The 21,591-nt window shown below is 40.2% G+C and carries 22 protein-coding genes; 18 read left to right on the top strand and 4 right to left on the bottom strand.

What is annotated here, in order from left to right; all coding sequences use genetic code 11:
* The first annotated feature begins 41 nt into the window (after positions 1-41).
* Positions 42-2,939: an outer membrane beta-barrel protein gene (locus tag AWW68_RS06880; RefSeq protein ID WP_068218352.1), complete on the top strand. Its 2,898-nt coding sequence runs from the start codon at positions 42-44 to the stop codon at positions 2,937-2,939.
* 114 nt (positions 2,940-3,053) lie between these two features.
* Positions 3,054-5,768 (top strand): TonB-dependent receptor, encoded by a 2,715-nt coding sequence (locus AWW68_RS06875; protein ID WP_157717551.1) that lies wholly within the window; start codon positions 3,054-3,056, stop codon positions 5,766-5,768.
* A 31-nt stretch (positions 5,769-5,799) separates the two neighbouring features.
* On the opposite strand, the gene AWW68_RS06870 is transcribed toward AWW68_RS06875, so the two are convergent.
* The 3 genes from AWW68_RS06870 to rocD form a co-directional block, all read right to left on the bottom strand.
* Entirely contained in the window at positions 5,800-6,720 is a 921-nt protein-coding gene (locus AWW68_RS06870; RefSeq protein ID WP_068218346.1) for a sensor histidine kinase, read from the bottom strand.
* 101 nt (positions 6,721-6,821) lie between these two features.
* Entirely contained in the window at positions 6,822-7,028 is a 207-nt protein-coding gene (locus AWW68_RS06865) for a hypothetical protein (protein WP_068218343.1), read from the bottom strand.
* A 122-nt stretch (positions 7,029-7,150) separates the two neighbouring features.
* A complete protein-coding gene (rocD, locus tag AWW68_RS06860) occupies positions 7,151-8,431 on the bottom strand; it encodes an ornithine--oxo-acid transaminase (RefSeq protein WP_068218339.1) in 1,281 nt (426 codons plus the stop codon).
* Between rocD and AWW68_RS20390 the strand changes: the two genes are divergently transcribed.
* The 13 genes from AWW68_RS20390 (at position 8,400) to AWW68_RS06800 (ending at position 19,111) form a co-directional block, all read left to right on the top strand.
* Positions 8,400-8,669, top strand: a complete 270-nt coding sequence (locus AWW68_RS20390; RefSeq protein ID WP_317038747.1) for a DUF5522 domain-containing protein — start codon at positions 8,400-8,402, stop codon at positions 8,667-8,669. The genes rocD and AWW68_RS20390 overlap by 32 nt on opposite strands.
* Positions 8,666-9,205: a PH domain-containing protein gene (locus tag AWW68_RS06850; RefSeq protein WP_068218333.1), complete on the top strand. Its 540-nt coding sequence runs from the start codon at positions 8,666-8,668 to the stop codon at positions 9,203-9,205. The genes AWW68_RS20390 and AWW68_RS06850 overlap by 4 nt, the downstream gene beginning before the upstream one ends.
* Positions 9,186-10,700 carry a PH domain-containing protein gene (locus AWW68_RS06845; RefSeq protein ID WP_068218330.1) on the top strand — a complete coding sequence of 505 codons (1,515 nt, stop codon included), beginning with the start codon at positions 9,186-9,188 and terminating at the stop codon, positions 10,698-10,700. The genes AWW68_RS06850 and AWW68_RS06845 overlap by 20 nt, the downstream gene beginning before the upstream one ends.
* A gap of 126 nt (positions 10,701-10,826) precedes the next feature.
* Positions 10,827-11,066: a 50S ribosomal protein L28 gene (rpmB, locus tag AWW68_RS06840; RefSeq protein ID WP_068218327.1), complete on the top strand. Its 240-nt coding sequence runs from the start codon at positions 10,827-10,829 to the stop codon at positions 11,064-11,066.
* A gap of 25 nt (positions 11,067-11,091) precedes the next feature.
* Positions 11,092-12,558 (top strand): aminopeptidase P N-terminal domain-containing protein, encoded by a 1,467-nt coding sequence (locus tag AWW68_RS06835; protein ID WP_068218324.1) that lies wholly within the window; start codon positions 11,092-11,094, stop codon positions 12,556-12,558.
* 51 nt (positions 12,559-12,609) lie between these two features.
* A complete protein-coding gene (locus tag AWW68_RS06830; protein WP_068218321.1) occupies positions 12,610-13,308 on the top strand; it encodes a class I SAM-dependent methyltransferase in 699 nt (232 codons plus the stop codon).
* Positions 13,305-13,445: a hypothetical protein gene (locus AWW68_RS20055; RefSeq protein ID WP_157717550.1), complete on the top strand. Its 141-nt coding sequence runs from the start codon at positions 13,305-13,307 to the stop codon at positions 13,443-13,445. The genes AWW68_RS06830 and AWW68_RS20055 overlap by 4 nt, the downstream gene beginning before the upstream one ends.
* A gap of 252 nt (positions 13,446-13,697) precedes the next feature.
* A complete protein-coding gene (locus AWW68_RS06825; protein ID WP_068218318.1) occupies positions 13,698-14,357 on the top strand; it encodes a porin family protein in 660 nt (219 codons plus the stop codon).
* Positions 14,358-14,392: 35 nt separating this feature from the next.
* Positions 14,393-15,454 (top strand): serine hydrolase domain-containing protein, encoded by a 1,062-nt coding sequence (locus AWW68_RS06820; protein WP_068218315.1) that lies wholly within the window; start codon positions 14,393-14,395, stop codon positions 15,452-15,454.
* Positions 15,455-15,464: 10 nt separating this feature from the next.
* The gene (locus AWW68_RS06815) at positions 15,465-15,893 is read left to right on the top strand and encodes a hypothetical protein (RefSeq protein ID WP_068218312.1); all 429 of its coding nucleotides are present in this window, start codon (positions 15,465-15,467) and stop codon (positions 15,891-15,893) included.
* Positions 15,871-16,521 (top strand): CatB-related O-acetyltransferase, encoded by a 651-nt coding sequence (locus AWW68_RS06810; protein ID WP_068218309.1) that lies wholly within the window; start codon positions 15,871-15,873, stop codon positions 16,519-16,521. Before AWW68_RS06815 ends, AWW68_RS06810 begins: the two co-directional genes overlap by 23 nt.
* Before the next feature lies 1 nt (position 16,522).
* On the top strand, positions 16,523-17,170 hold the full coding sequence (locus AWW68_RS06805) for a DUF4386 family protein (RefSeq protein ID WP_068218306.1): 648 nt from the start codon (positions 16,523-16,525) through the stop codon (positions 17,168-17,170).
* A 189-nt stretch (positions 17,171-17,359) separates the two neighbouring features.
* Complete coding sequence (locus AWW68_RS06800; RefSeq protein WP_068218303.1) at positions 17,360-19,111, top strand: FAD/NAD(P)-binding protein; 1,752 nt, start codon at positions 17,360-17,362, stop codon at positions 19,109-19,111.
* An 11-nt stretch (positions 19,112-19,122) separates the two neighbouring features.
* Here the strand turns inward: AWW68_RS06800 and AWW68_RS06795 are convergent, their stop codons facing one another.
* On the bottom strand, positions 19,123-20,028 hold the full coding sequence (locus tag AWW68_RS06795) for a mechanosensitive ion channel family protein (RefSeq protein WP_068218300.1): 906 nt from the start codon (positions 20,026-20,028) through the stop codon (positions 19,123-19,125).
* Between the two features lie 178 nt (positions 20,029-20,206).
* Between AWW68_RS06795 and AWW68_RS06790 the strand changes: the two genes are divergently transcribed.
* From AWW68_RS06790 to rpmG, 3 genes are all read left to right on the top strand, one after another.
* Positions 20,207-20,782 carry a Crp/Fnr family transcriptional regulator gene (locus tag AWW68_RS06790; protein WP_068218297.1) on the top strand — a complete coding sequence of 192 codons (576 nt, stop codon included), beginning with the start codon at positions 20,207-20,209 and terminating at the stop codon, positions 20,780-20,782.
* Between the two features lie 60 nt (positions 20,783-20,842).
* On the top strand, positions 20,843-21,283 hold the full coding sequence (locus AWW68_RS06785; protein WP_068218294.1) for a carboxymuconolactone decarboxylase family protein: 441 nt from the start codon (positions 20,843-20,845) through the stop codon (positions 21,281-21,283).
* Between the two features lie 124 nt (positions 21,284-21,407).
* On the top strand, positions 21,408-21,590 hold the full coding sequence (rpmG, locus tag AWW68_RS06780; protein WP_068218291.1) for a 50S ribosomal protein L33: 183 nt from the start codon (positions 21,408-21,410) through the stop codon (positions 21,588-21,590).
* Position 21,591 lies beyond the last annotated feature (1 nt).

Raw genomic sequence — 21,591 nt, 5'->3', positions numbered from 1 at the left:
CAATTAAACCTTCATAGACTTGCCTAAGTCTAAAGACCGATATGAAACTCAAGGTCATCACCATTTTAGTCGGACTACTGCTAGGCAGCTTTTCGGCCTCCGCTCAATACTGGGTAGTTAAAGGTTCCGTTGTAGATAGTACAGAAAATCTCCCTCTTCAATCGGCCACGGTTGTACTTACCAAGATTGCTGATTCAACCAAACGTGCTTTTTCCTCTACAGAGCTTGGGGAGTTCAGAATAACTGGTGTAACTAATGGAAAATATACGCTCCAAGTGAGCTTCGTGGGTTTCAAACCTTTTAACAAAGACATCACCATTGAAGATGCATCCGCAGACTTAGGGAAAATTAGCTTGGCTATGGACGCCACCTCATTGGAAGATATAACTGTTGAAGGTTTAGCAGATAGAGTTATTCAAAATGGAGACACTACAGAGTATAATTCTGAGGGCTACAAGGTAAACCCAGATGCAACAGCAGAAAATTTAATAGAAAAGCTACCTGGGGTGGTCATTCAAAATGGTCAAGTACAAGCTCAAGGGGAAAATGTGAGACGGGTTTTAGTAGATGGTCGTGAGTTTTTTGGAGACGACCCAAATGCGGCATTAAAAAACCTGCCTGCAGAAATTATTGAGCGTATTCAAATATACGATCAGGCTAGTGACCAAGCTCAGTTTACTGGCTTTATGGATGGCGAGACTAGCAAAACAATGAACATAATAACAAGAGCTAGCATGCGCAACGGTGAGTTTGGCAATGTATATGCTGGCGGTGGAACAGACGAAACCTATAATTTAGGCGGAAGCATCAACCTGTTCAGAGAGAAATCGAGAACCACTATTCTTGGTCAAATGAACAACATAAATATCCAAAACTTCTCAACCAGTGACTTGTTAGGAATTGCTTCGGGAGGTGGAAGAAGAGGTGCGGCAAGAGGTGGTGCTGGCGGCCGAGGCGGAGGAGCCGCTGGTGGTGGATTTGGTGGAGCCAGTGGTGGTTTTGCTAATGGAGGCAATGCCTCAAACTTTCTAGTGGGACAACAAGGAGGTATTTCTGAAACCAAATCTCTTGGCATCAACTATTCATATCAAGACAACGGCCCATTAAAGTTTAGTGGAAGTTACTTTTTTAATCAGTCAGACAATAATTCCGATGAATCAGTTTTCAGAGAGTACACATTAGAAAGGAATGAAGGCCAGACTTATGAAGAACAGAGCTTCTCTCCTAGTAGAAACATCAACCACAGGTTTAGTGGAGAATTAGAGTACACCATTGACGATAAAAACTCTATTATTATGCGGCCGCGATTTACTTTTCAAGACAACTCCGGTTCAGGAATAGTAGATGGAGCGACTATGCTCGATGGAAATCTACTGAACACTTCATACACCCAAAACACTTCTTATCTACAAGCTTTTAGCTTCAGCAATAACTTGCTTTATAGACATGCCTTTGAGAAAAGGGGAAGGACTTTCTCCATCAATTTAAACACAGGCTTGAACGAAAACTCTGGCGATAGCTACCTGCTTTCTGAGAATATCTTCTACAGCGGAAATGCTCAAAACGTAGAGCTCAATCAGTTTGGCGATCAAGAAGTAAAAGGCTTCAGTCTATCTACTAATGCTACTTATACCGAACCATTGACAGATAGAAGCCAATTGATGGCTAGCTATAACTATGGTTACCAATACAATGACTCTAGAAGAGAGAGTTTCGACTTCAATGAAGGAGCCAACGACTATACAGATTTAAACTCACTTCTCAGCAATACATTCGAAAATGACTATTTGACCCACAATACCTCACTCGGCTACAACCTTAGAGGTGAAAAGGGCACCCTAACCTTAAGAGCTGGCTATCAGTGGGCAATACTCGATAATGATCAGACCTTCCCTTTTGAGGATAACGTAGATAGAACTTTCGGCAACTTTATCCCATCTGTGGTTTATAGATACAGAATGGAGGGAGGTAGTAGCATTAACTTTAATTACCGCGCAAGCACTGATGCTCCAAGTGTAAGTCAGCTTCAGAATGTGGTTAACAATACCGACCCATTAAATATATCGGCTGGTAATCCTCAATTAGATCAGGCTTATCAGCACTCTGCAACCATTCGCTACAACAAGGTAAATAGGGAAACTAACCATGTGTTCTTTACTTTATTGAGCGGAAGCTATTCAGATAATAGAATTGGCACAAGTTCATATTTAGCAGGAAACACGGGAATGACTGTAGATGGAATTGATCTTCAACCAGGAGCCAGATACTCAAAACCAGTAAACTTAGATGGCTATTGGAACTTGAGAAGCTTCATTTCTTACGGAATGCCAATTGGAGCTATTAAGTCTAACCTCAACCTTACTGGTTCATTAGCTTACACCCAATCTCCTGAAATGATAAACGGAGAAGTAAACTATGCAAAAACTCCAACCATGGGGCTTGGCGTAGTATTAAGCAGCAACATTAGTGAAAATGTAGACTTTACAATTTCAAGCAATTCAAACTTCAATTCAGTAAGCAATACGTTGGAAAGCCAAACAGAAACCAATTACTTTAACCAAAACACAAGGCTAAGACTGAATTGGATTTTTGGTGACGGTTTTGTATTCAGAAATACAGTTAACCATACCGCTAACTCCGGTCTTTCAGAAGGCTTCAACCAGAATTTTGTGTTATGGAACATGGAGCTAGGTAAAAAGATGTTGAAGCAAAAAGCTGAACTAAAGCTTTCAGTTTTCGACCTGCTAAAGCAAAACCAAAGCATTACCAGAAATGTAACGGGTTCTTATATAGAAGATAATCAAACCCAAATTCTCACTCAATACTTCATGGTATCATTCATCTATAACATCAGAAGTTTTGGTCAAGGGCAAGACATTCCGTCAGACAGAATGGAAAGATTCCAGCAAATGAGGCAGAGGTTTGGTAGAGGAGGTTGATTCGGCACTAATAATGAGTAAGGTGAACCCATTGGTCACTTAAAACTCATATTTCACAACTATTAACTTAGGTATTTAAAAAGAATTCCTAAGTTAATAGTGTCGAAAACACTCATGAAATATTTATACACACTCACACTTCTCCTCTTTTTTCAACTTTTAAACGCCCAAGATTTTCAAATTAAGGGAACAGTTAAAGACAGTACCACCCAAGAAGTACTGCCTTATGCCAATGTAATCCTTAAAAACCCTAGTGACTCTATTCTTCGAACAGACATCACCAATAGCGAGGGCCAGTTCACTTTAGAAAAAGTAGAAAAAGGCCAATACACTTTGCACATCTCGTTTGTTGGCTTCACTCCCCATATTGATAGTATTGATTTAGATGCTAACCTTCAATTAGGAGACATCATCTTATCAGAAAGCAGTACCGAATTAGATGAACTCACCATTGAGGGAGAGGCCATTCCTGTGGTAGTAAAAAAAGACACGCTAGAATACAATGCCGCTGCTTTTACTGTGCCAGAAGGTTCTGAGCTAGAAGACCTTCTCAATAAAATGCCTGGGGTGGAGGTTAAAGATGGAACCATTACAGTTAATGGAAAGCGGATAGAAAAGCTGTTGGTTGACGGCAAACCTTTTTTCGATGGCCAGATTCAATCTGCGCTCAAGAATCTGCCTGCCGATTTTGCAAAGAAGATACAGTTTATAGAAGAAAAGTCTGAACAGGCGCAATTCAGTGGTACAGACGATGGGGAAAGAACTCAAACCATGAATGTGGTGAGTAAACCCGAAAAGCGCAAAGGATACTTTGGTAGAATAGGCGGAACACTCAGCCCACCAGACAGATATAACCTAAACGGGAGTCTAGGAGCGCTAAAAGGTGATAATCGATATAATTTGAGTGGAAGCATGAGCAACTTAGGCTCAGAGTCAAGTATATCAATTCCTTCAGGCATGAGCTCGGCAGATATGTCTAGAATAATGGCCATGCAGGGTGGCTCTGGAGGTATTGGCGGCAGCAGGTCACTAGGAGGGTCTTACTACAGAGAGTTTTCTGAAAAACTAGAAATAAACGCTTCATTAAGATGGAGCAATAGCGATTCGTTCAGTGAAACAGACATTACTCGCCAATACATTCAAAGTTCTGACCAAGGCAGGGTGTATACTGAACAGTCTGAAAGAAATAGAGAAAGCACAAACATTTCTACCTCGGTTTCCCTCAACTATAAACCCAGCAAAAAAGATCATTTCTCTATACGTCAGACATTTACTTCGGCAAACTCACTAAACTCCAATTGGAAAACAGGAGAAACCATATTGAATGGAGACTTTCTTAACTCAACGCTTAACAGGAGTTATATGGAAAACGAAAGAATTGGACTGGACACCAGACTTTCTTGGAGGCACAGGTTCAAAAAAGAAGGTAGAACATTCTCTTTCACCTTCGGTAATTCTTACAACAAGGCTGAGGGCACAGACTCCGTGAAATCACAAAATAGATTTGCGGATGGCAACATTCAAGAACAAGACTTCGACCAGATCTCTAACCCTGAAGATAATGCATCCGCCAGAACGGCATCAGTTACTTTTACAGAGAAAGTCGGTGAGAAAAGCAACCTCAGCTTTCGTTACAACTTCTCTCATGAGCAAGACAAAACAGAGCAGCTACTTCTAGACTTCAATGAAAATACTCAGGCTTATTCCGAGCTAGACCCGCTTCGCTCTAGTCAGTTTGAGTTAAACAACAAAGATCACAAATTCAATTTCACCTTTAACCTACCAATTAGTGAGAAGATATATATAGGACCAAGGTTGGCCTACAGAACTACCACAATACTAAACGATCAGGTTTACCCTAACGAAGTAGACACTAAGAATCAATTCAATGGTTTTACACCGAGTATTTCAATAGATGTGAGAGCAGAAAAGTCGGCTCAGTTAAGAGCTACAATATCCCGATCTATGCGAGTTCCGAGAGCAGAACAGCTCCAGAACGTTTTAGACAACAGCAACCCACTATTTCTTCGCCAAGGTAACCCAGATTTAAAGCAAGGCTTTACAAACAGCATAAACATTAGCTATTATAAGTTTGAAGAAGAGAGCGGTGTATATAGCTCTTTGAGTCTTTACGCGACATCCAGCGAAAATCAAACGACAAATTTCACCATTGTTGGCGATGGCACTAACAGCCCTAATGGAATAGACCTACCAATAGGCGCCAGGTACTCCAGACCTGTAAATATCTCAGGGGCTAAGAATATTAACTTTAGTGGCTCAACATCTATACCCTTATTGAAGAAAAAACTATCCTTAGCACTTAGAATCGGAGGCGACTATGCTTTCAATCCACAGTTTCTGAATGAAGTAAGACAGTCTTCAGAGTCTTTCGCATACTCCTTAGGTTTTGGCTTAGAAAGTAAGTTTTCTGAAAAGTTAGACCTTGGCTTAAGTGTTTTACCAAGGTATTCAATCATCAACAACTCAAGTCTGGAAGACCCAAGCAGCAGATATTTTGCTTGGAATGCTATGCTCAGAACAAAGTGGACAATTGCAGCCGACTTCTACCTCACGAGTAACATCAATTACTCTTATAATGGCGGAGTCAACAATCTGGGCAGCTTCGATCAGCTTATATGGAGTGCCTCTTTAGGAAAAAAGATACTGAAGAAAAAACTAGATCTTAACATTCAGGCAAATGATATTCTGAAGCAATTATCTGATCAAAACAGATCCATCAATTCAGAATATATTCAAAACTCCTCTACTATACTTCTAAGGCAAATCTTGAGGTTCAGCATTACCTATAAATTCAACAAGTTTGGGTAAATGAATTACTAGAGTCTTGGACTTCAGCACCCTAATCTTTATGCTCAGAATTAGGCCTTTTAAGAGGTGAAGCTTCGAGCGTAACCTTAAGTAAGTTTCCTTTATTATCTTTTCCTGGGCTTATACCTAATGATCCGTGAATCTGATTTAATCTCACCAAAATGTTTGCCCACCGGGTGCTTTTACCTTCACTGGGGTCAAATTGGCCCCCATCATCCTCTATTTGCAATTCAAAAACGCCATCATCTTCATGATTCAATTGAATAACAATTTGCTTAGTTGCTGAATTCTGAAGTATGTCCTTTATCCACTCTTGGGTTATCCGAAATAATGAAAGCTCAACGAGTGCAGACAGCCTAACATTGTTTCCACGAACCTGCACCTCACAATTCACCTTTTCTTCAGTAGTTAACCTACTTGCCAACTCTCTCAATGCAGAAACCAGCCCTCTCTTAATCAAAGATTGCGGCAACAAATCGAAGCTCATTCGATCTAGTTCTGCATTCATTTCATAAAGCACTGACCCCGCATTTTTATGTACTTCTAGAGGCTTTTCACGATCTGTAGATGAAGTCTCCTTTAGTTGAGAAAGATTAATCTCTAAAACGGAAATTAACCTACCAAAGCGATCGCGCAAATCTTCAGCTATGTGAGCTCTATCTTTTTCATAAGAAGCTATAACCTCATTGAGCTCAACCTCCTTTTGTTTCAGACTCTCCTCGTGTTTTTTTCGAAAGTCATTCCGTTTTAGCCTTTCTTTCCATAGCAAATAAACAAGTGCCAGAGATGCCAGCAGAGATACTAATAAAGCTAAGTAAATCAGGCCCTTTGGATTCTCTGTGCTGCTCAGAAACAACAACTGATTTGGTATGGAAAATACTTTACCAATATCTAAGCCTAGCACCCTCACATCTAACAAACCAACAAAAGCAAAGAGCCAACTGTAAAACAATATTTTCAATTCAAAGCCACATAATAGAAGGGTAAAAATAAGAAATGAGCGCACAAAAAAAGCCTCAAAACTGAGGCTTTCAATTATTTTTAAGAAGCTACCTAATTAGGCACTGAAACTTCTACTGTTTCTCTTTCTTCTACAACAGGTCTATGGTCGTTCTTCACTAACTCTTTTGCAACCTCCTCTTTAGGCGAAGCAACTTCTTCTTTAGTGAGTTTTAGGAACAATCCATAGCCAAATACCAGTATGGCCAGCGAAACGCTGATAAAATGTAAAATTCTACGACTTTTGGTTGAAGACAGCATGAGTGTTTAATTCTACACTAAGAACGCACTACTTGTGCAAAACCCTAAGTCTGAACACTACTTTTTTGTCGAAAACAGTCATTTTATTACATAAATGCCACACTTACTTCAATAAGTTTAACTTAACTCTCTGAACTTTCGAAGTCACGAATTGTATTTTCAATTATATCGCAACATTCGTGAAGCTGTTCTTCTGTCATTACCAACGGAGGTGCAAAACGAATAATATTCCCGTGAGTTGGCTTAGCCAGTAACCCATTCTCTTTCAGCTTGACACAAATATTCCATGCTGTTGAACTGGTTGGTTCATCATTAATAACAATTGCATTGAGCAAGCCTTTACCTCTTACCAAAGTAACCAAGTCTGTAGTAGCAATGAACTTGTTCATTCGCTCACGGAAAATCTCTCCTAACCTTCTGGCATTTTGAGTGAGCTTCTCATCTCTAATTACTTCTAGAGCTGCAACGGCAACGGCACCAGCTACAGGGTTACCTCCAAAAGTAGAACCGTGAGTACCCGGAGTAATTACGTCCATTACTTCATCATTCGCCAAGACAGCAGATACAGGGTACACACCACCAGAAATAGCTTTACCAAGAATTAAAATGTCTGGCTGCGCATAAGTAGATTGCTTTTCGCAATGACCTTGGCAAGAACAGTTTCCACAAACAGCTAAAAGGCCACCAGTTCTACCAATACCCGTTTGAATTTCATCGGCCATAAAAAGTACATTGTATTCCTTACAAAGCTTAGCCACATTTTGCATAAACTTTTCGTTCGGAACATTAACCCCGGCTTCTCCTTGAATAGGCTCAATCAACACCCCTACAATATTATTAAGCTGTAGAGCTTCTTCTAAAGCTTCTTTATCGTTGTACTGAATTTTTATGAATCCATGGGTGTATGGACCAAAATTCCTTCTTGCGTCTTGGTCGCTAGAAAATGAAATAATGGTGGTTGTTCTTCCGTGAAAGTTTTGATCGAAGACAATGATTTTCCCTTCGTTTTCATCTACTCCCTTTTTTTCATAACCCCACTTTCTAGCAATTTTTATAGCGGTTTCTACAGCCTCGGCTCCAGTATTCATTGGCAACACCTTATCGAAGCCAAAGTATTCTGTTACATATTTTTCATACGGACCAAGTACATCATTGTAGAATGCTCTAGATGTTAGCGTTAACGTTTGTGCTTGTTCTGTCATAGCCCCAACAATTCTTGGGTGGCAATGCCCTTGGTTTACAGCACTATAGGCCGAAAGGAAATCGTAGTATTTTTTACCTTCAACATCCCACATGTAAACACCTTCTCCTTTAGAAAGTACCACTGGTAGTGGATGATAGTTATGAGCTCCGTGTTTATTTTCTAATGCTATGGCTTCTTTACTCGATTGTACTAATTCCATGATAGTTTACTTTAAATTTGTTCCTCCAAACAATACGAATCATTCAAAGGTATCAAAATCATTTCAGCCTGAAAACATGAGCAAACGTTCAAAGAAGCAAACGAACTTTGAAAGTAAAACCGAAGATTACTACATTGACGATAATGGCTTGCTAGTATTCACCGCACACTACCATAAAAAGAGAGGATATTGCTGCCAAAATGGTTGTAGACATTGCCCTTACGGATTTAAAAAATGACAAACACTTTTCAGAATTTGTCGGTAAACCTAGCCGAGCTACCAGAAGTAAAACAATCGGAGTTTCATGGTATTGAGAAAAAGTACCTCAAGGTTTCTCTAATTAGTAGAAGCCTGTGGTTTCTGGCCCTTATTGTTAGCGCGGCCTGTATTATACTCTTCAATGATGATATAGATAAGGGTGTTTTTGAGTTTGGCGTTTCTATTGGTCCTATCTTACTTTTTTGGGTCTTTAGTCTGGGCTACGCGATAAAAGCATTCCCTAGAAAGCGTTATAGCTTGCGGGAAAAAGACATTATTTACACCAAAGGCTTACTATGGCAAACCAGAACTTCCATTCCTTTCAACAGAATTCAACATGCTGAAGTGAAGCAAGGGCCTATCGAAAGAATGTTCTCACTACACAGCCTTAAGGTATTTACCGCTGGAGGAGATAGCAGCGATTTGGTTATTCCTGGTTTGGAAGAAGAAAATGCCAGCCGCATTAAAGAATATATTATGGGAAAAACTGCATTAGATGGAACAGATCAGCAGTAAGTTCTCCCAACCATCTAGGCAATCTAGAGTAGCCATTGCCATTATTCTAATCAAGTTTATCCGGTTTACCATTCGAACCTTCTGGCCTATTGCCCTTAGTATTTTCATTGGCAGAAAGTCTGGCAGTTCGTTTCAAGACATTATAGGTTATGTAGCGCTCGGACTAGCAGCTTTTAACCTCATAGGATCAGTTCTCACCTATTTTCGTTTCTATTTCCATATTGAAGACGGAGCTTTTGTGATAGACAAAGGCGTATTGAAAAGGTCTAAAACCAACATTCCTTTCGAACGCATTCAGACCATCAATTTACAACAGAACATTGTTCATCAGATTTTTGGCGTAGTGAGTCTTGAGATTGACACTGCGGGAGCCAAAAAGTCCGAAATGACAATAGATGCACTTAAGAAAGAAGATGCGGAAGCACTGCGCCAATATATACTCGAAGAAAAAGATCAGCTTTCTGAAGTGGCGGTAACACCCGACTCTACAGAACAGGCTGTTCAAGAGTCTTTTGAAGAAGATGTAATTCTTAAGCTAGACATAGGCGACCTAATCAAAATTGGAGTCAGCCAAAACCATCTGCGATCTATGGCTATCCTCTTCGCCTTTGTGTTTTCCACGCTGAACGAGGTAACAGATAGTGTGTCGGACATGGTAGAGGAACAGCTATCGGGATATCAAGAAGCCATACTCTCAAACGGATGGGTGGTATTTGCTGGTTCAGTAGTTATAGTCGGCATTATCTCATTTATATACTCATTAGTAAATACAGTTCTCAAAAACTACGACCTAAAACTAACTACCAGAAAAGGTGGGCTCAGAGTTATTAGAGGCTTACTAAACAAAGAGGAAATCTCCATCAACAAGTCTAAGGTTCAGAATATCTCTTGGTCAGATAATCCTTTGAGGAGAGCCTTTAAAATGTACACCATTCAAATTGAACAGGCTAGTAGTGCTCAGGCCGATCAGTTAAAGTCTAAGATTAAAATTCCTGGCAGCTATATGCAGCAGGTTAAGCAGATACTCGAGATTGTTTTCCCTAAAGAATTCATTGCTGAGGGAGAAAAGCACAAGGTCAGTATTTTGCTTAAGTACCGAATATTTGTGTTTTCGGGCGTGCTACCTGCATTAGTAGCTACTTCGGTGGCCTTTTATCATTTAAGAAATAATGGTTTATGGTTCTTAGTCTGGATTCCCATCATCTGGCTTACTACTTCTCTTTACTATAAGAAAAGGTCATTCGAGTTGAATGACGAAATGCTGACTAACAACAGAGGCACTTTCGGTAACTACCACGAGATATTTCAGCTCTATAAAGTGCAAGCAGTTAGCATCAAACAAAGTTGGTATCAGAGAAGAAAGAATTTAGCGTCTGTAGTGTTTCATACTGCCGCAGGCTCTCTCCGAATACCCTTTATTCCTTTACAGCAGGCAGAAGAGTTAGAGAACTTTGTGCTCTATAAAGTTGAAACGGACAGAAGAAAGTGGATGTAAAGCGGAATTTGCACCTTTTGAAAAAACCATATTTCTTGGCTTATATTTTTTAAAGAATGTTGGCAGGTTAAATTTTTATTCAGATATTTGCAGTCCGTTTGAGAAAAGCGGATAATTCAGATAGTTATGGCAAGAGTTTGTGATATCACAGGAAAGAAAGTACAGGTAGGAAACAATGTTTCTCACGCTAACAATAAAGTAAAGAGAAAATTCTACCCTAACCTGCAGAAAAAGAGATTCTATATCCCTGAAGAAGACAAGTGGATCACTTTAAAAGTATCTACTTCAGCAATCAGAACCATTAACAAAAATGGTATCTCTGCAGTACTAAAAAAAGCAAGACAAAACGGTAACATTTTAGTATAATAGCGTCACAGAACGTTATTATGCTATGATTAAAACCATAAGAATATATTCAATCCTGATAGCGTTGCTGTCAGGATTTTTTGTTTGCCATGCACAAGAGCGAAGAGGAGACTATCTTTCTGCCGAATTTCATAAAGACAGGCGAGAGCAGCTCAGAAAGCGCATGCCTCAAAACTCTGTTGCCGTATTTTTCGCTAATCCAGTTCGCAACAGAGCCAATGATGTAGACTACGTCTACCATCAAGACCCGAACCTCTATTACCTTACAGGCTACCGAGAGCCACATGCAGTTTTACTTGTTTTCAAAGAGCAACAAACTGATGCAGATGGCGAAAGCTATAACGAGATTTTCTTTGTTCAGGAGAAAAACCCCATGGCCGAAATGTGGACGGGCCGAAGAATGGGAATTGAAGGGGTTAAAGAACAGTTGAAAATTGAGCAAGCTTACAATGGCTCTACTTTCAAAGATTATAATATAGATTTCAGCAAGTTCGATAAAGTGCTTTTCTACGACTTTAAGAACGATGTAAGAGAAAACCCTAATGACCAAGCCGATCTATACAGCTTAATCAATCAGTTTAAGCAGAAGGCTGGCTACATCTCAGACAACAATACGCTAGGCAAAGAACTTCCTTCTAAAAACTTAGACGTAAAGGAGCTAAACAACATTATGTCGGCACTCCGAGGCATAAAAACTCCAGAAGAAATTGAATTGCTTCGCAAAGCAGTATTTATCTCTACTGTTGGTCAGGTAGAAGTAATGAAAGCCATGAAGCCAGGTATGTCAGAAACCGAAATTCAAGGCATTCATGAATATGTGTTTAAGAAATACGGATCTGAATATGAAGGCTACCCTTCAATTGTAGGTGCTGGCAATAATGGTTGCATTCTACACTATATTGAAAATGAAAAACCACATATTGAAAGCAAAGAAATGATTCTGATGGATCTTGGTGCAGAGTACCATGGCTACACAGCTGATGTTACGCGCACCATTCCAATTGATGGAAAGTTCTCTCCAGAAGAAAAGGCTATTTACGACCTCGTATTAAAAGCTCAAGACGTAACCATCAAAATGAGCAAACCAGGAACAACATTTAGCGAGGTTACCGCCAAAGCAAGGGAAATTATTAACGAAGGCCTAGCCGAATTAGGCATTATTTCTAGCCCTAAAGCCCGCCATCTTTATTTCCCACATGGACTGTCGCATCATATTGGTTTAGATGTGCACGACTTAGGCACTTATGGAGAAATGCAGGAGTATATGGCCATTACCATAGAGCCTGGTATTTATATTCCTGAGGGCTCAGATTGTGACCCTAAATGGTGGGGCATTGCCGTTAGAATTGAAGACGATATCCTAATCACCAAAGACGGCTACGAACTGCTGTCCGATTTTGCCCCAAGAACAACTGAAGCTATTGAAACCATGATGAAGCAACCTAGCCCACTAGATGCTTTCAATTTACCAGACTTTAAAGGCAAAAAGTAATTTTTCAAAAACATCACCTATAATCTAAACCGACAGGGGACATTTTCGAATATGGCCATCAATAACTACTACCAAGAAAATAGCGCATATCTAGAAAGCAATCCATCATGGCATATCGAAGACTCACCATGGAAGGCAAAGCAGATTCTTAAAATGATTAAGAAAAACTCGCTTCAAATTAACTCAATTGCCGAAATCGGCTGCGGAGCTGGTGAGATTCTGAACCAGCTACAGACCTCTTTACCTAAAAATGTACTATTCACTGGCTTTGATATTTCTCCGGACGCTATCAAAATGGCTCAAAAAAGAAAAAGCCAAAGGGTATCTTTTAGACAGGAGGATATGATAAAATCTAGAGAGTTCTTTGACCTTCTACTTATGATTGATGTGTTTGAACACGTGGAGGACTATATGGGGTTCCTAAGAGCATGCAAAGATAAGTCGGAATATAAATTATTCCACATCCCTCTTGACGCCTCAATGTTTATGATCTTTAGGAATAAACTCTTAACCATGAGAAAATCTGTTGGCCACCTACATTATTTTATGAAGGATACTGCTCTTGCGACACTCTCAGACACAGGCTACGAAATTGTAGACCACTTTTACACTTCAATCATTTTAGATATCCCAAGAAAATCGATTAAATCAAAAATGGGCTACATGCCAAGAAGACTTTTATCTCTTATGAGTGAAGACTTTGCTGCTAAAACTATTGGAGGTTTCTCACTAATGGTGCTTGCAAAATGACAGAACTCCATAAATACTTAAGGCCTCCAACTACTCTCTGTTTTGCCCCAAGAACAACTGAAGCTATTGAAGCCATGATGAAGCAACCTAGCCCACTAGATGCTTTCAATTTACCAGACTTTAAAGGCAAACAATAGACTATCTATTGAAGGCAATTCAGGCCTAAAAAGCACTAAACGAGAAACTCACTCCAGACCAAAGGGTGGGTTTCTTTTTTTTTATACAATTAGAAAATCACTTTAAATTTACCCATACGGGCAAATCACTTTTCGAAAAAGTCCGGATTCTCACTTTACAAGTCCTGATCTGTTAACTCGGACATTTGAGTTTTTGCTACTCCCCACATTTGTATCATCACGAAGCAAAACAACAAGCAAAACTCAATTATCATGAAAAAACAACTTTTTACAATTGCACTCTTTTTACTGGCCAGTACGGCCTTTGCCCAAAAAACCTATTTAGACATTCTCGCCAACTACTCCCCTTCTACTTTCTATTATGGGAATTCAAATAGCGAACTAAAGGATTACCGTGAAAATTTAAAGGGTATTCAAGCAGGGCTTTCCTTTCAGGCCGGTATTACCGAGAACTTCACCCTAGTATCTGAGCTTTACTACATGCAAAAAGGTAGTAAGCTCAAGGCTGACAATCCTGTAAATGGAGTTAAAACTAAAACCCGACTTCACCTGATAGAAATGCCTGTACTTGCTAGGCTATATTTAGGCAAATTCTATTTAAATGCAGGGCCGTCTATCGCCTACCAAACAGGCGGAAAAGTAACACTTTCCCCCACAGAGACGTCTCCAGAAACTAAGACTAAGATTCAGTTTGGAAATGGAGATGATGAATATAAACGATGGGATGCTGGGGTAGAGTTTGGTGGTGGTTATGAACTTCCATTCAAGAAAACCATGCGAGTAACTTTTGATGTTCGCTACCACGTTGGCCTAGTAAATATCTCTAATGTTTCTGAAGTCTATAACAGATCGCTGCTCTTCAACGTCATGATTTCGAAACCATGGAAAACCAACCCATTCGCTAAAAAATAACTGAAGCCCAAAACAAAAACTCAAACAACAACATTATGAAAAACTCAATTTACACCTTCAGCCTTATACTAGTGGTCTTTTTATTAGGCTGTAGCAATGACGATGCACTAGCACCCACTGAACAGTTTACCGATGCGGAAAGCTATTTTTCCGATATCAACTTTCAAGGCTCGGTATTGATTAAGAAGAATGGAAATACCATTCTAAACAGGTCTTATGGTGAAGCAAACCTAGGTCAGAACGAGAGCAATACACCAGAAACAAAGTTCCGAATTGGCTCTGTAACCAAAACCTTTACTGCCATGGCTATGGTTCAGCTTAAACGCGATGGACTTATTGAAAGCTTTGACCAGAAACTAAGCGAATTTGATGATGAATTTCCCGAAGGAGATAAAATTAGCATTCGTCATCTGCTTAGCCACGGTTCTGGCCTGCCAGATTATGTAGACGCCATTGAGCCTATTGCAAAAAGTGGCACCTACGTATCTCCAGAAGATATTCTGGACGCCATAATGGAAACTGTAGAAGAAGATGGACTGCTCTTTGAACCAGGCAGTGCAGTGAGTTATAGCAACTCTAACTTTCTAATTGCCGCTTTATTGATTGACGAGCTAACAGATGAAGGCTATGAAGAATACATCAGGCTGAACGTTCTCGAGCCACTCAATATGAACGATACAGAGCTGGGCGAAAATGAAATTACAGAGTCTGGCTACGCTCATGGCTATGAAGGTTCAGAAGATGTATCTTCTTACCCAATGCCTGTGGCCTACGGAGCTGGCGACTGGACGAGCACAACAGCAGACCTAGCCCGTTGGGCAGAAGCTGTAATGGGTGACTGGTTCACGGCAGAAGAGCGTAATGACGTATTTCCTGGCGATGTGCCAGCAGGTTACACTATGTTCGGTTTAGGATGGTTCAAAAGCAACTTAGCCAATAAAGATTTCTATTGGCATGGTGGCGACATCTCGGGCTTTACAGCACTCATGGGCTTTGAACCAACAACTGGTGGAATTGTGATCGCACTGAGCAATCAGGGGGACAAGGGCGATCAGCGTTTCGAAATCATAGAGACGCTATTAGCGCACCAATTCTAAATCACCTAGCATGCCTATCCAAGCAAAATTCATTGTAACCAAAGTGCGTCTCTTGCAGGCGCTTTGGTTACTTCTTGCCGTTTTTCAGGCTTTAATTTTGGCTGGCTTAATAGACTACAAATACATAGCTGGTGGAAGACTCACAAGTTGGGAGCAAGCGCAAGAGCATTTGGTTATGGCCATTTCGGTCTTAATTGGCTTCACACTACTACTTGAAAAATTCTATAGAAGTATAGTAGAAAAAGACTGGTCTAAAAAGTGGTTACGTGGAGTCATTTTGGTCATTGGCATTTACTTTATTCTAAACACAGTGGGCAACCTTTTGGCGGTAACGCTTTTTGAAAAAGTAGCCTTCACGCCCATTACCGCAATTTCAGCTATCTTTTGTATCCAATTCGCCAGCAAATCAAACAAGTATGAAACAAGCACCGAACTGTAACGAACCATTCCCACTGCAAGGCTATAACAAGCTTTGTTTCTTGAAAAACGTGGTCAAGAATCCGAAGATAGAAATCGGTGATTTCACCTATTACGATGACCATGATGATGTAGCAAATTTCGAAAAGAATGTTCGCTACAACTTCGACTTTATTGACGACAAACTGATTATCGGTAAGTTCTGTAGCATTGCTTCTGGTGTTCAGTTTTTACTCAATGGAGGCAACCATTTAATCCAAGCCATCTCATCTTTTCCCTTTGCCATCTTTGGTCATGGGTGGGAGAACGCCATGCAAGACAAAGCCTACCCAGTAAGGGGCAGCATTACAGTAGGAAGCGATGTTTGGATTGGCCATGAGGCCGTAATTCTTCCTGGAGTAACCATAGGAGATGGCTGTATTATTGGCGCCCAATCTGTAGTTACCAAAAGTGTAGAGCCTTACACCATAGTGGGTGGAAACCCAGCAAAACCAATCAAAAAACGATTCAATGAAGAAGAAATTGAAACGCTCTTAAAAATTGAGTGGTGGAATTGGCCCGTTGATGTCATTACCCAAAATATTCAGCTGTTGACATCGAAAGATATTAAAGCCCTGATGCAAGTACACCAACAACTTAAAAGCGCTTAAAATGAAAACACTTTACAAGATTGGTGGAAGCGCTGCGCTAACCCAAGCGACTATCTACATATTTGGCTTTATCTTACTCATTGGCTCACTCAACCCTGAAGCAAGCTCCCTCAGCATAAATGAAAGACTAGCTTTTTTGAGTAGTAACCAAGCCCTTTATCAGTTATGGATTTTCGTAATCTATGTGCTCTTCGGTGTGGTATTGGTTTTTTTAAGCTTCGCTCTAAATGGCATCCTAAAAGCCAAGAAACCTATTCTTTCAGGCATAGCTGTCATATTTGGGTACATCTGGTCAGTACTCGTCATTGCCAGCGGTATGATCACGAACATAGGTTTAGAAGCCGCCTTAGCCCAGCAGCCCAAAAATATTCAACAAGCAAGTCAGCTTTGGCTTACCATTGAAACCCTTCAAAATGGATTAGGTGGTGGAGTTGAAGTAGTTGGGGGAATTTGGGTATTGCTTGTTACCCTTGCTGGCCTAAAGGCCCATCAATTGCCAAAGGTCATGCATTGGCTTGGGCTTTTGGTGGGTTTGGCTGGTATTCTAACTGTAATTCCAGGGCTCGGAGATTTAGGAGTCGTTTTCGGACTTCTCCAAATTGTATGGTTCGCTTGGCTGGGCATAGTCTTGCTTAAAACAAAAGATTAAACTCAAACCTCAAACAACAGAAAGGAAGCGCACCGAACTCTCGGAGTAGCTTCCTTTTGTTTTTCTATCCCTTTCTAATTTTTCCAAAACACATTTTACTTTAGAATAGTATCTATTTTAGATTAAGCATTTCAATACACTATTTTTCAAAAAACCTCAACAGTAACGGTGTAGCACACCCACTAGATTATGCTCAAAGAAAGAACCATTGGTATTGTTGGCATTGGCCCCAGAGGCGGACATGCATTTGAATCCCTAGTTGTAGAGTTAGCCAAAAAGAATGCACTTAGCGGAATACGCTTTATTCTTTTTGAAAGCACTGGTAATTTTGGAAATGGACAAGTCTATAGTCTTGATCAGTCTGAGGCTAACTGGATAAACATTCATGAGCGAATATTAGAAATTGAAGGGAGAGAAGCCGTCAATTTCGGAGACATAGCCATCCCTCCTTTTCCTTCGTACCATGAATGGATAAGCGTGAACTGGGAAGAGGCTTCTGTAACACTCGCAGACAGCTATCCACCACGTGCTAAAATTGGCAAATACCTCAAAGAACGATTTGAATCGTTGGTCAGCGCATTACGTGAGGCCAATATTGTATCACTTCGTACCGAACGAATTGAAAACTTAAGACTGAATGACGACCAATACATTACACTCAGCTCTTCCATAGAGCATTACGACCAACTCAACGAAGTTCTTTTAACCATAGGTCATCAACCTGCAGAACCATCAGAAGAGATTGTCGATTGGGAGCAAAAGACTGACCAGAATAAGAATATTGAACTATTCAGGTCGCCATACCCCTTGAGCAACATCCTTGAACATGAGCTTCTATCTCCCAATACCAAAATAGCTATCCGTGGTTTTGGATTAGCAGCTATAGACTTAATTAGAGCCGTTGCCAATAAGTTTGGAGCCTTCAACATAGAGCATCCAGAAACTCAATTATGCTCTTATAGCACCAACTACTCGTTAAAAAACTTACTCTTTCCTTACTCGCCCGATGGGCTCCCTCCTGTACCGAAGCCTTTAAATGCCGCTGTAGATAAATGGTTTCAGCCATCTGAACAGCAGATGAGCCATTTTGAAGGTGCAATAGGAGATAGAAAGACTCAGCGAGAAGCCAGCGATACCAGTTTCATATTGAAGGCTTTTGCCCCAATGGCAGCAGAAATATTTGAGCGCTTGCCAGCCCCCTATAATTATCAAATATCAGAAAAGGCTAAGGTTGAACAGGCCGTCATAGAATGGTTAAAAGACCAGAGCTATGAACACCCAACCATGTTGCCCAAAGACCTGTCGGTACTCGAAACTTTGCAGGCATATGTAGGAATGGCAGTTGGCAAAAGAGCCATAAGCTTGGATTACTGTATTGGTCAGGTTTGGCGGCATTGCCAGCCGTCCATTTATGAAGAGCTTTCTTATAACGTTTGCTCTAACAATGTAGCAAAAGAGATTGTAGCCTTAGATGAATCTACCAAGCGCTACTCATTTGGGCCTCCTGTGGAGAGCATCCAACAACTAATTGCGCTCATAAAAGCTGGTATTCTCAATGTTGACCTAGTTCATAACCCAGATATTAAAGTCACCAAAAAGGGATGGAACCTAAAAAAGGACGAATTAGAACATACTATTCCGATAATGGTAGACTCTGTTTTACCCTCCGCCAAAGTAGATCAGGTAAGCTCGAGTTTAGTAAAGAACCTTCTTACTCAAAACCTAATTCAGCCACTAGATGAAGAGTTAGGGATTGCAACAACAGATAAGGGCTACATCTTGTCAGAAAATGACCAAGAATTGCCAATGGCTCTTCTTGGCCGTTTGGCCAAAGGAACTGTTGTGGGAGTAGACGCCATTTTAGAATGCTTAGGGAAGCGCCCAAAAATTTGGGCTAAAGAAGCCAGCAGGAGACACCAACAATGGTTAGAAAAAGGTTAATCAATAAGGCATTACACTTTCCCTTTCAGGTTATCCTGCTCAATTTTACCACTCACAGTTACTGGTATAGCATATTCTGGTTTATAGATTTTAAGCTCCACAATATCGGCTGGCATAGAGAACCCTTCCTTAGTAAGTCTATCTACGGTTAGGCGCATCACTTCGCTTTTAAGCTGAAGAACTGAACCTTCAAAGTCGTGAGAATTTGTCCAGAAATGAATATTCAGATTAATTGTACTGGTACCGAATTCCTGAATAACCACAAAGGGTTCCATACCTTCGGCATGCACTAGACCATTTAACTTCGAGAGTTCATCTAGTACTACTTTGTTGGCTTTCACCAAGTCATCTCCATAGTCAATACCAATTATAAAGTTGTGCCTCATCAAACCATCTCGGGTAAAATTGGTCAGCATATTTTTGATGAGCGAAGCATTCGGCACAAACACATCACGCCCATCGAAAGTGCGTACATGCGTACTTCTAAAGTTTAGCGCACGCACAGTGCCTGTCATTCCGTCAATCTCTATAATATCGCCAATGCTGAAGGGTCTGGAAAAGGCCAGAAAGAAGCCAGCCAAGAAATTTTCTCCAATATCTTTAAAGGCAAAGCCAATAATTAAGGCCGAAACACCAGCCCCGGCCAGCAAACTACTAGCCGCCTTGCTCCATCCAACCTCGTTGAGAAATGAGGTAAGGCCAATTATGAGGAAAATGAGAAATACAATTCGGGCTATGAAATTGGTAAGCAACTGATCATTGAGCCGCTTTATAAGCCTTCTCTTAATTAAAGATTGAAGCCCATAGCCGATCAGTATGAAAATGATGAGCAGCCCGAACCCGATGAGAATTGACGGTGCGTTTTCCAGCACATTCGACCAAAAATTATCGAATGCTATTTGTAGTTTTTCGTTCATCGTTGAAGCAATTAAAAAATGGTTGACTTTTAGACAACTAGTAAAATGCTGACTTTTGTTTTGACTAAAGACGAAAATATAGACCACCAGAAATACCAATCTCCCACGTTCACTCCTTCAAGATTAACTGTAAACCAATTATTATTAAGCCCTAACAATCACCCCTACCTTAGTAACCATGAGCGAGTTTCTATTCAGGCACATCAATAAGTTTGTAAGTATTGATCACTCTCAATACCAAGCCATACTCCCCTTCTTTGAAGAGCAACAGCTCGAAAAGAAAGAAGTGGTAATTGAAGCCAATACCAAGTGCGTCAAACTCTTCTTTGTAGAGAAGGGATGTCTCCATTCATCTTTTATAGACACTGCGGGAATGGAAAAGACCGTGAAGTTTGCCATTGAAGGCTGGTGGATTACTGACTTCATGGCATTTAATAACCAACAACTAACGGAATTCAAAACTCAGGCAGTAGAGGCTTCTTCTGTTTACAGCATCACCTATTCGGCATATTCAGATCTATTGCATCAGCACCCCAACCTAGAGCGATATTTCAGAAAAATATGGGAAATAGCATATGGCGCATCCATTATCCGAATGAAGTATGTTTTTGAATACTCTAAGGAGGAAATGTTTAACCGCTTCCGCGAAAACTTTCCAGAATTTGTAGAAAGAGTCCCTCAGTATATGCTGGCTACTTTCTTAGGGCTCACACCAGAGTATTTAAGCAAAATAAGAGCAAAAAAGCTTTCTTAAACTAGGTTAAGTTTTTTCCATTCTTCACCCTCTAGTTTTGCTTCAAACAAAAAAAGAAAGATGGAAAACAGAATTCAAATTGATCAGATTGACCCTAAAAGTTTCAAAGGACTACTTACTTTAGAGCAGTACCTTAATGACTGCGGCATGAACAAAACTCATGTTGAACTCATTAAAATGAGAGCATCACAAGTAAATGGCTGTGCCTTTTGCCTAGATATGCACAGCAAAGATGCTATTGAAAATGGAGAATCGGCACAGAGGCTCTTTGTACTGAATGGATGGAGAGAAACGAACTTTTTCTCGGAAGAAGAGCAAATAATTCTGATGGTTACTGAAGAGGTTACCTTAATACACAATGGGGGCTTAAGCACCGAAACTTATAATAAGGCACTCTCAGTTTTAGGCGAAAAATACCTAGCTCAGGTAATTATGTCTGTGGTAGCTATTAATGCTTGGAATAGAATTGCCATTAGTACGCATAAACCAATTACAGAATAATTAGATTTGTACCTTCATGTCTCTGATAGACAGGCAATTTATTTTAAATAAATTTTAAACTCTGCTTTTTAATATCAGAATCACATTCGTATATTTGCAGTCCGAATTTTGAAAGCGAAGAGAAATGGCTAAGAAAGGTAATAGAGTTCAGGTGATTATGGAGTGCACAGAGCACAAGGACAGCGGAATGCCTGGTACTTCAAGATACATCACTACCAAGAACAGAAAGAACACAACTGAGAGATTGGAGTTGAAGAAGTATAACCCAATTCTTAAGAAATATACAGTTCACAAAGAAATTAAGTAAT

The sequence above is a fragment of the Roseivirga spongicola genome, from assembly GCF_001592965.1.
GTDB classification, from domain to species: Bacteria; Bacteroidota; Bacteroidia; order Cytophagales; family Cyclobacteriaceae; genus Roseivirga; species Roseivirga spongicola.
Note: the sequence above shows the minus strand (reverse complement) of the source record. Positions and strands in the feature narration are given on the sequence as shown.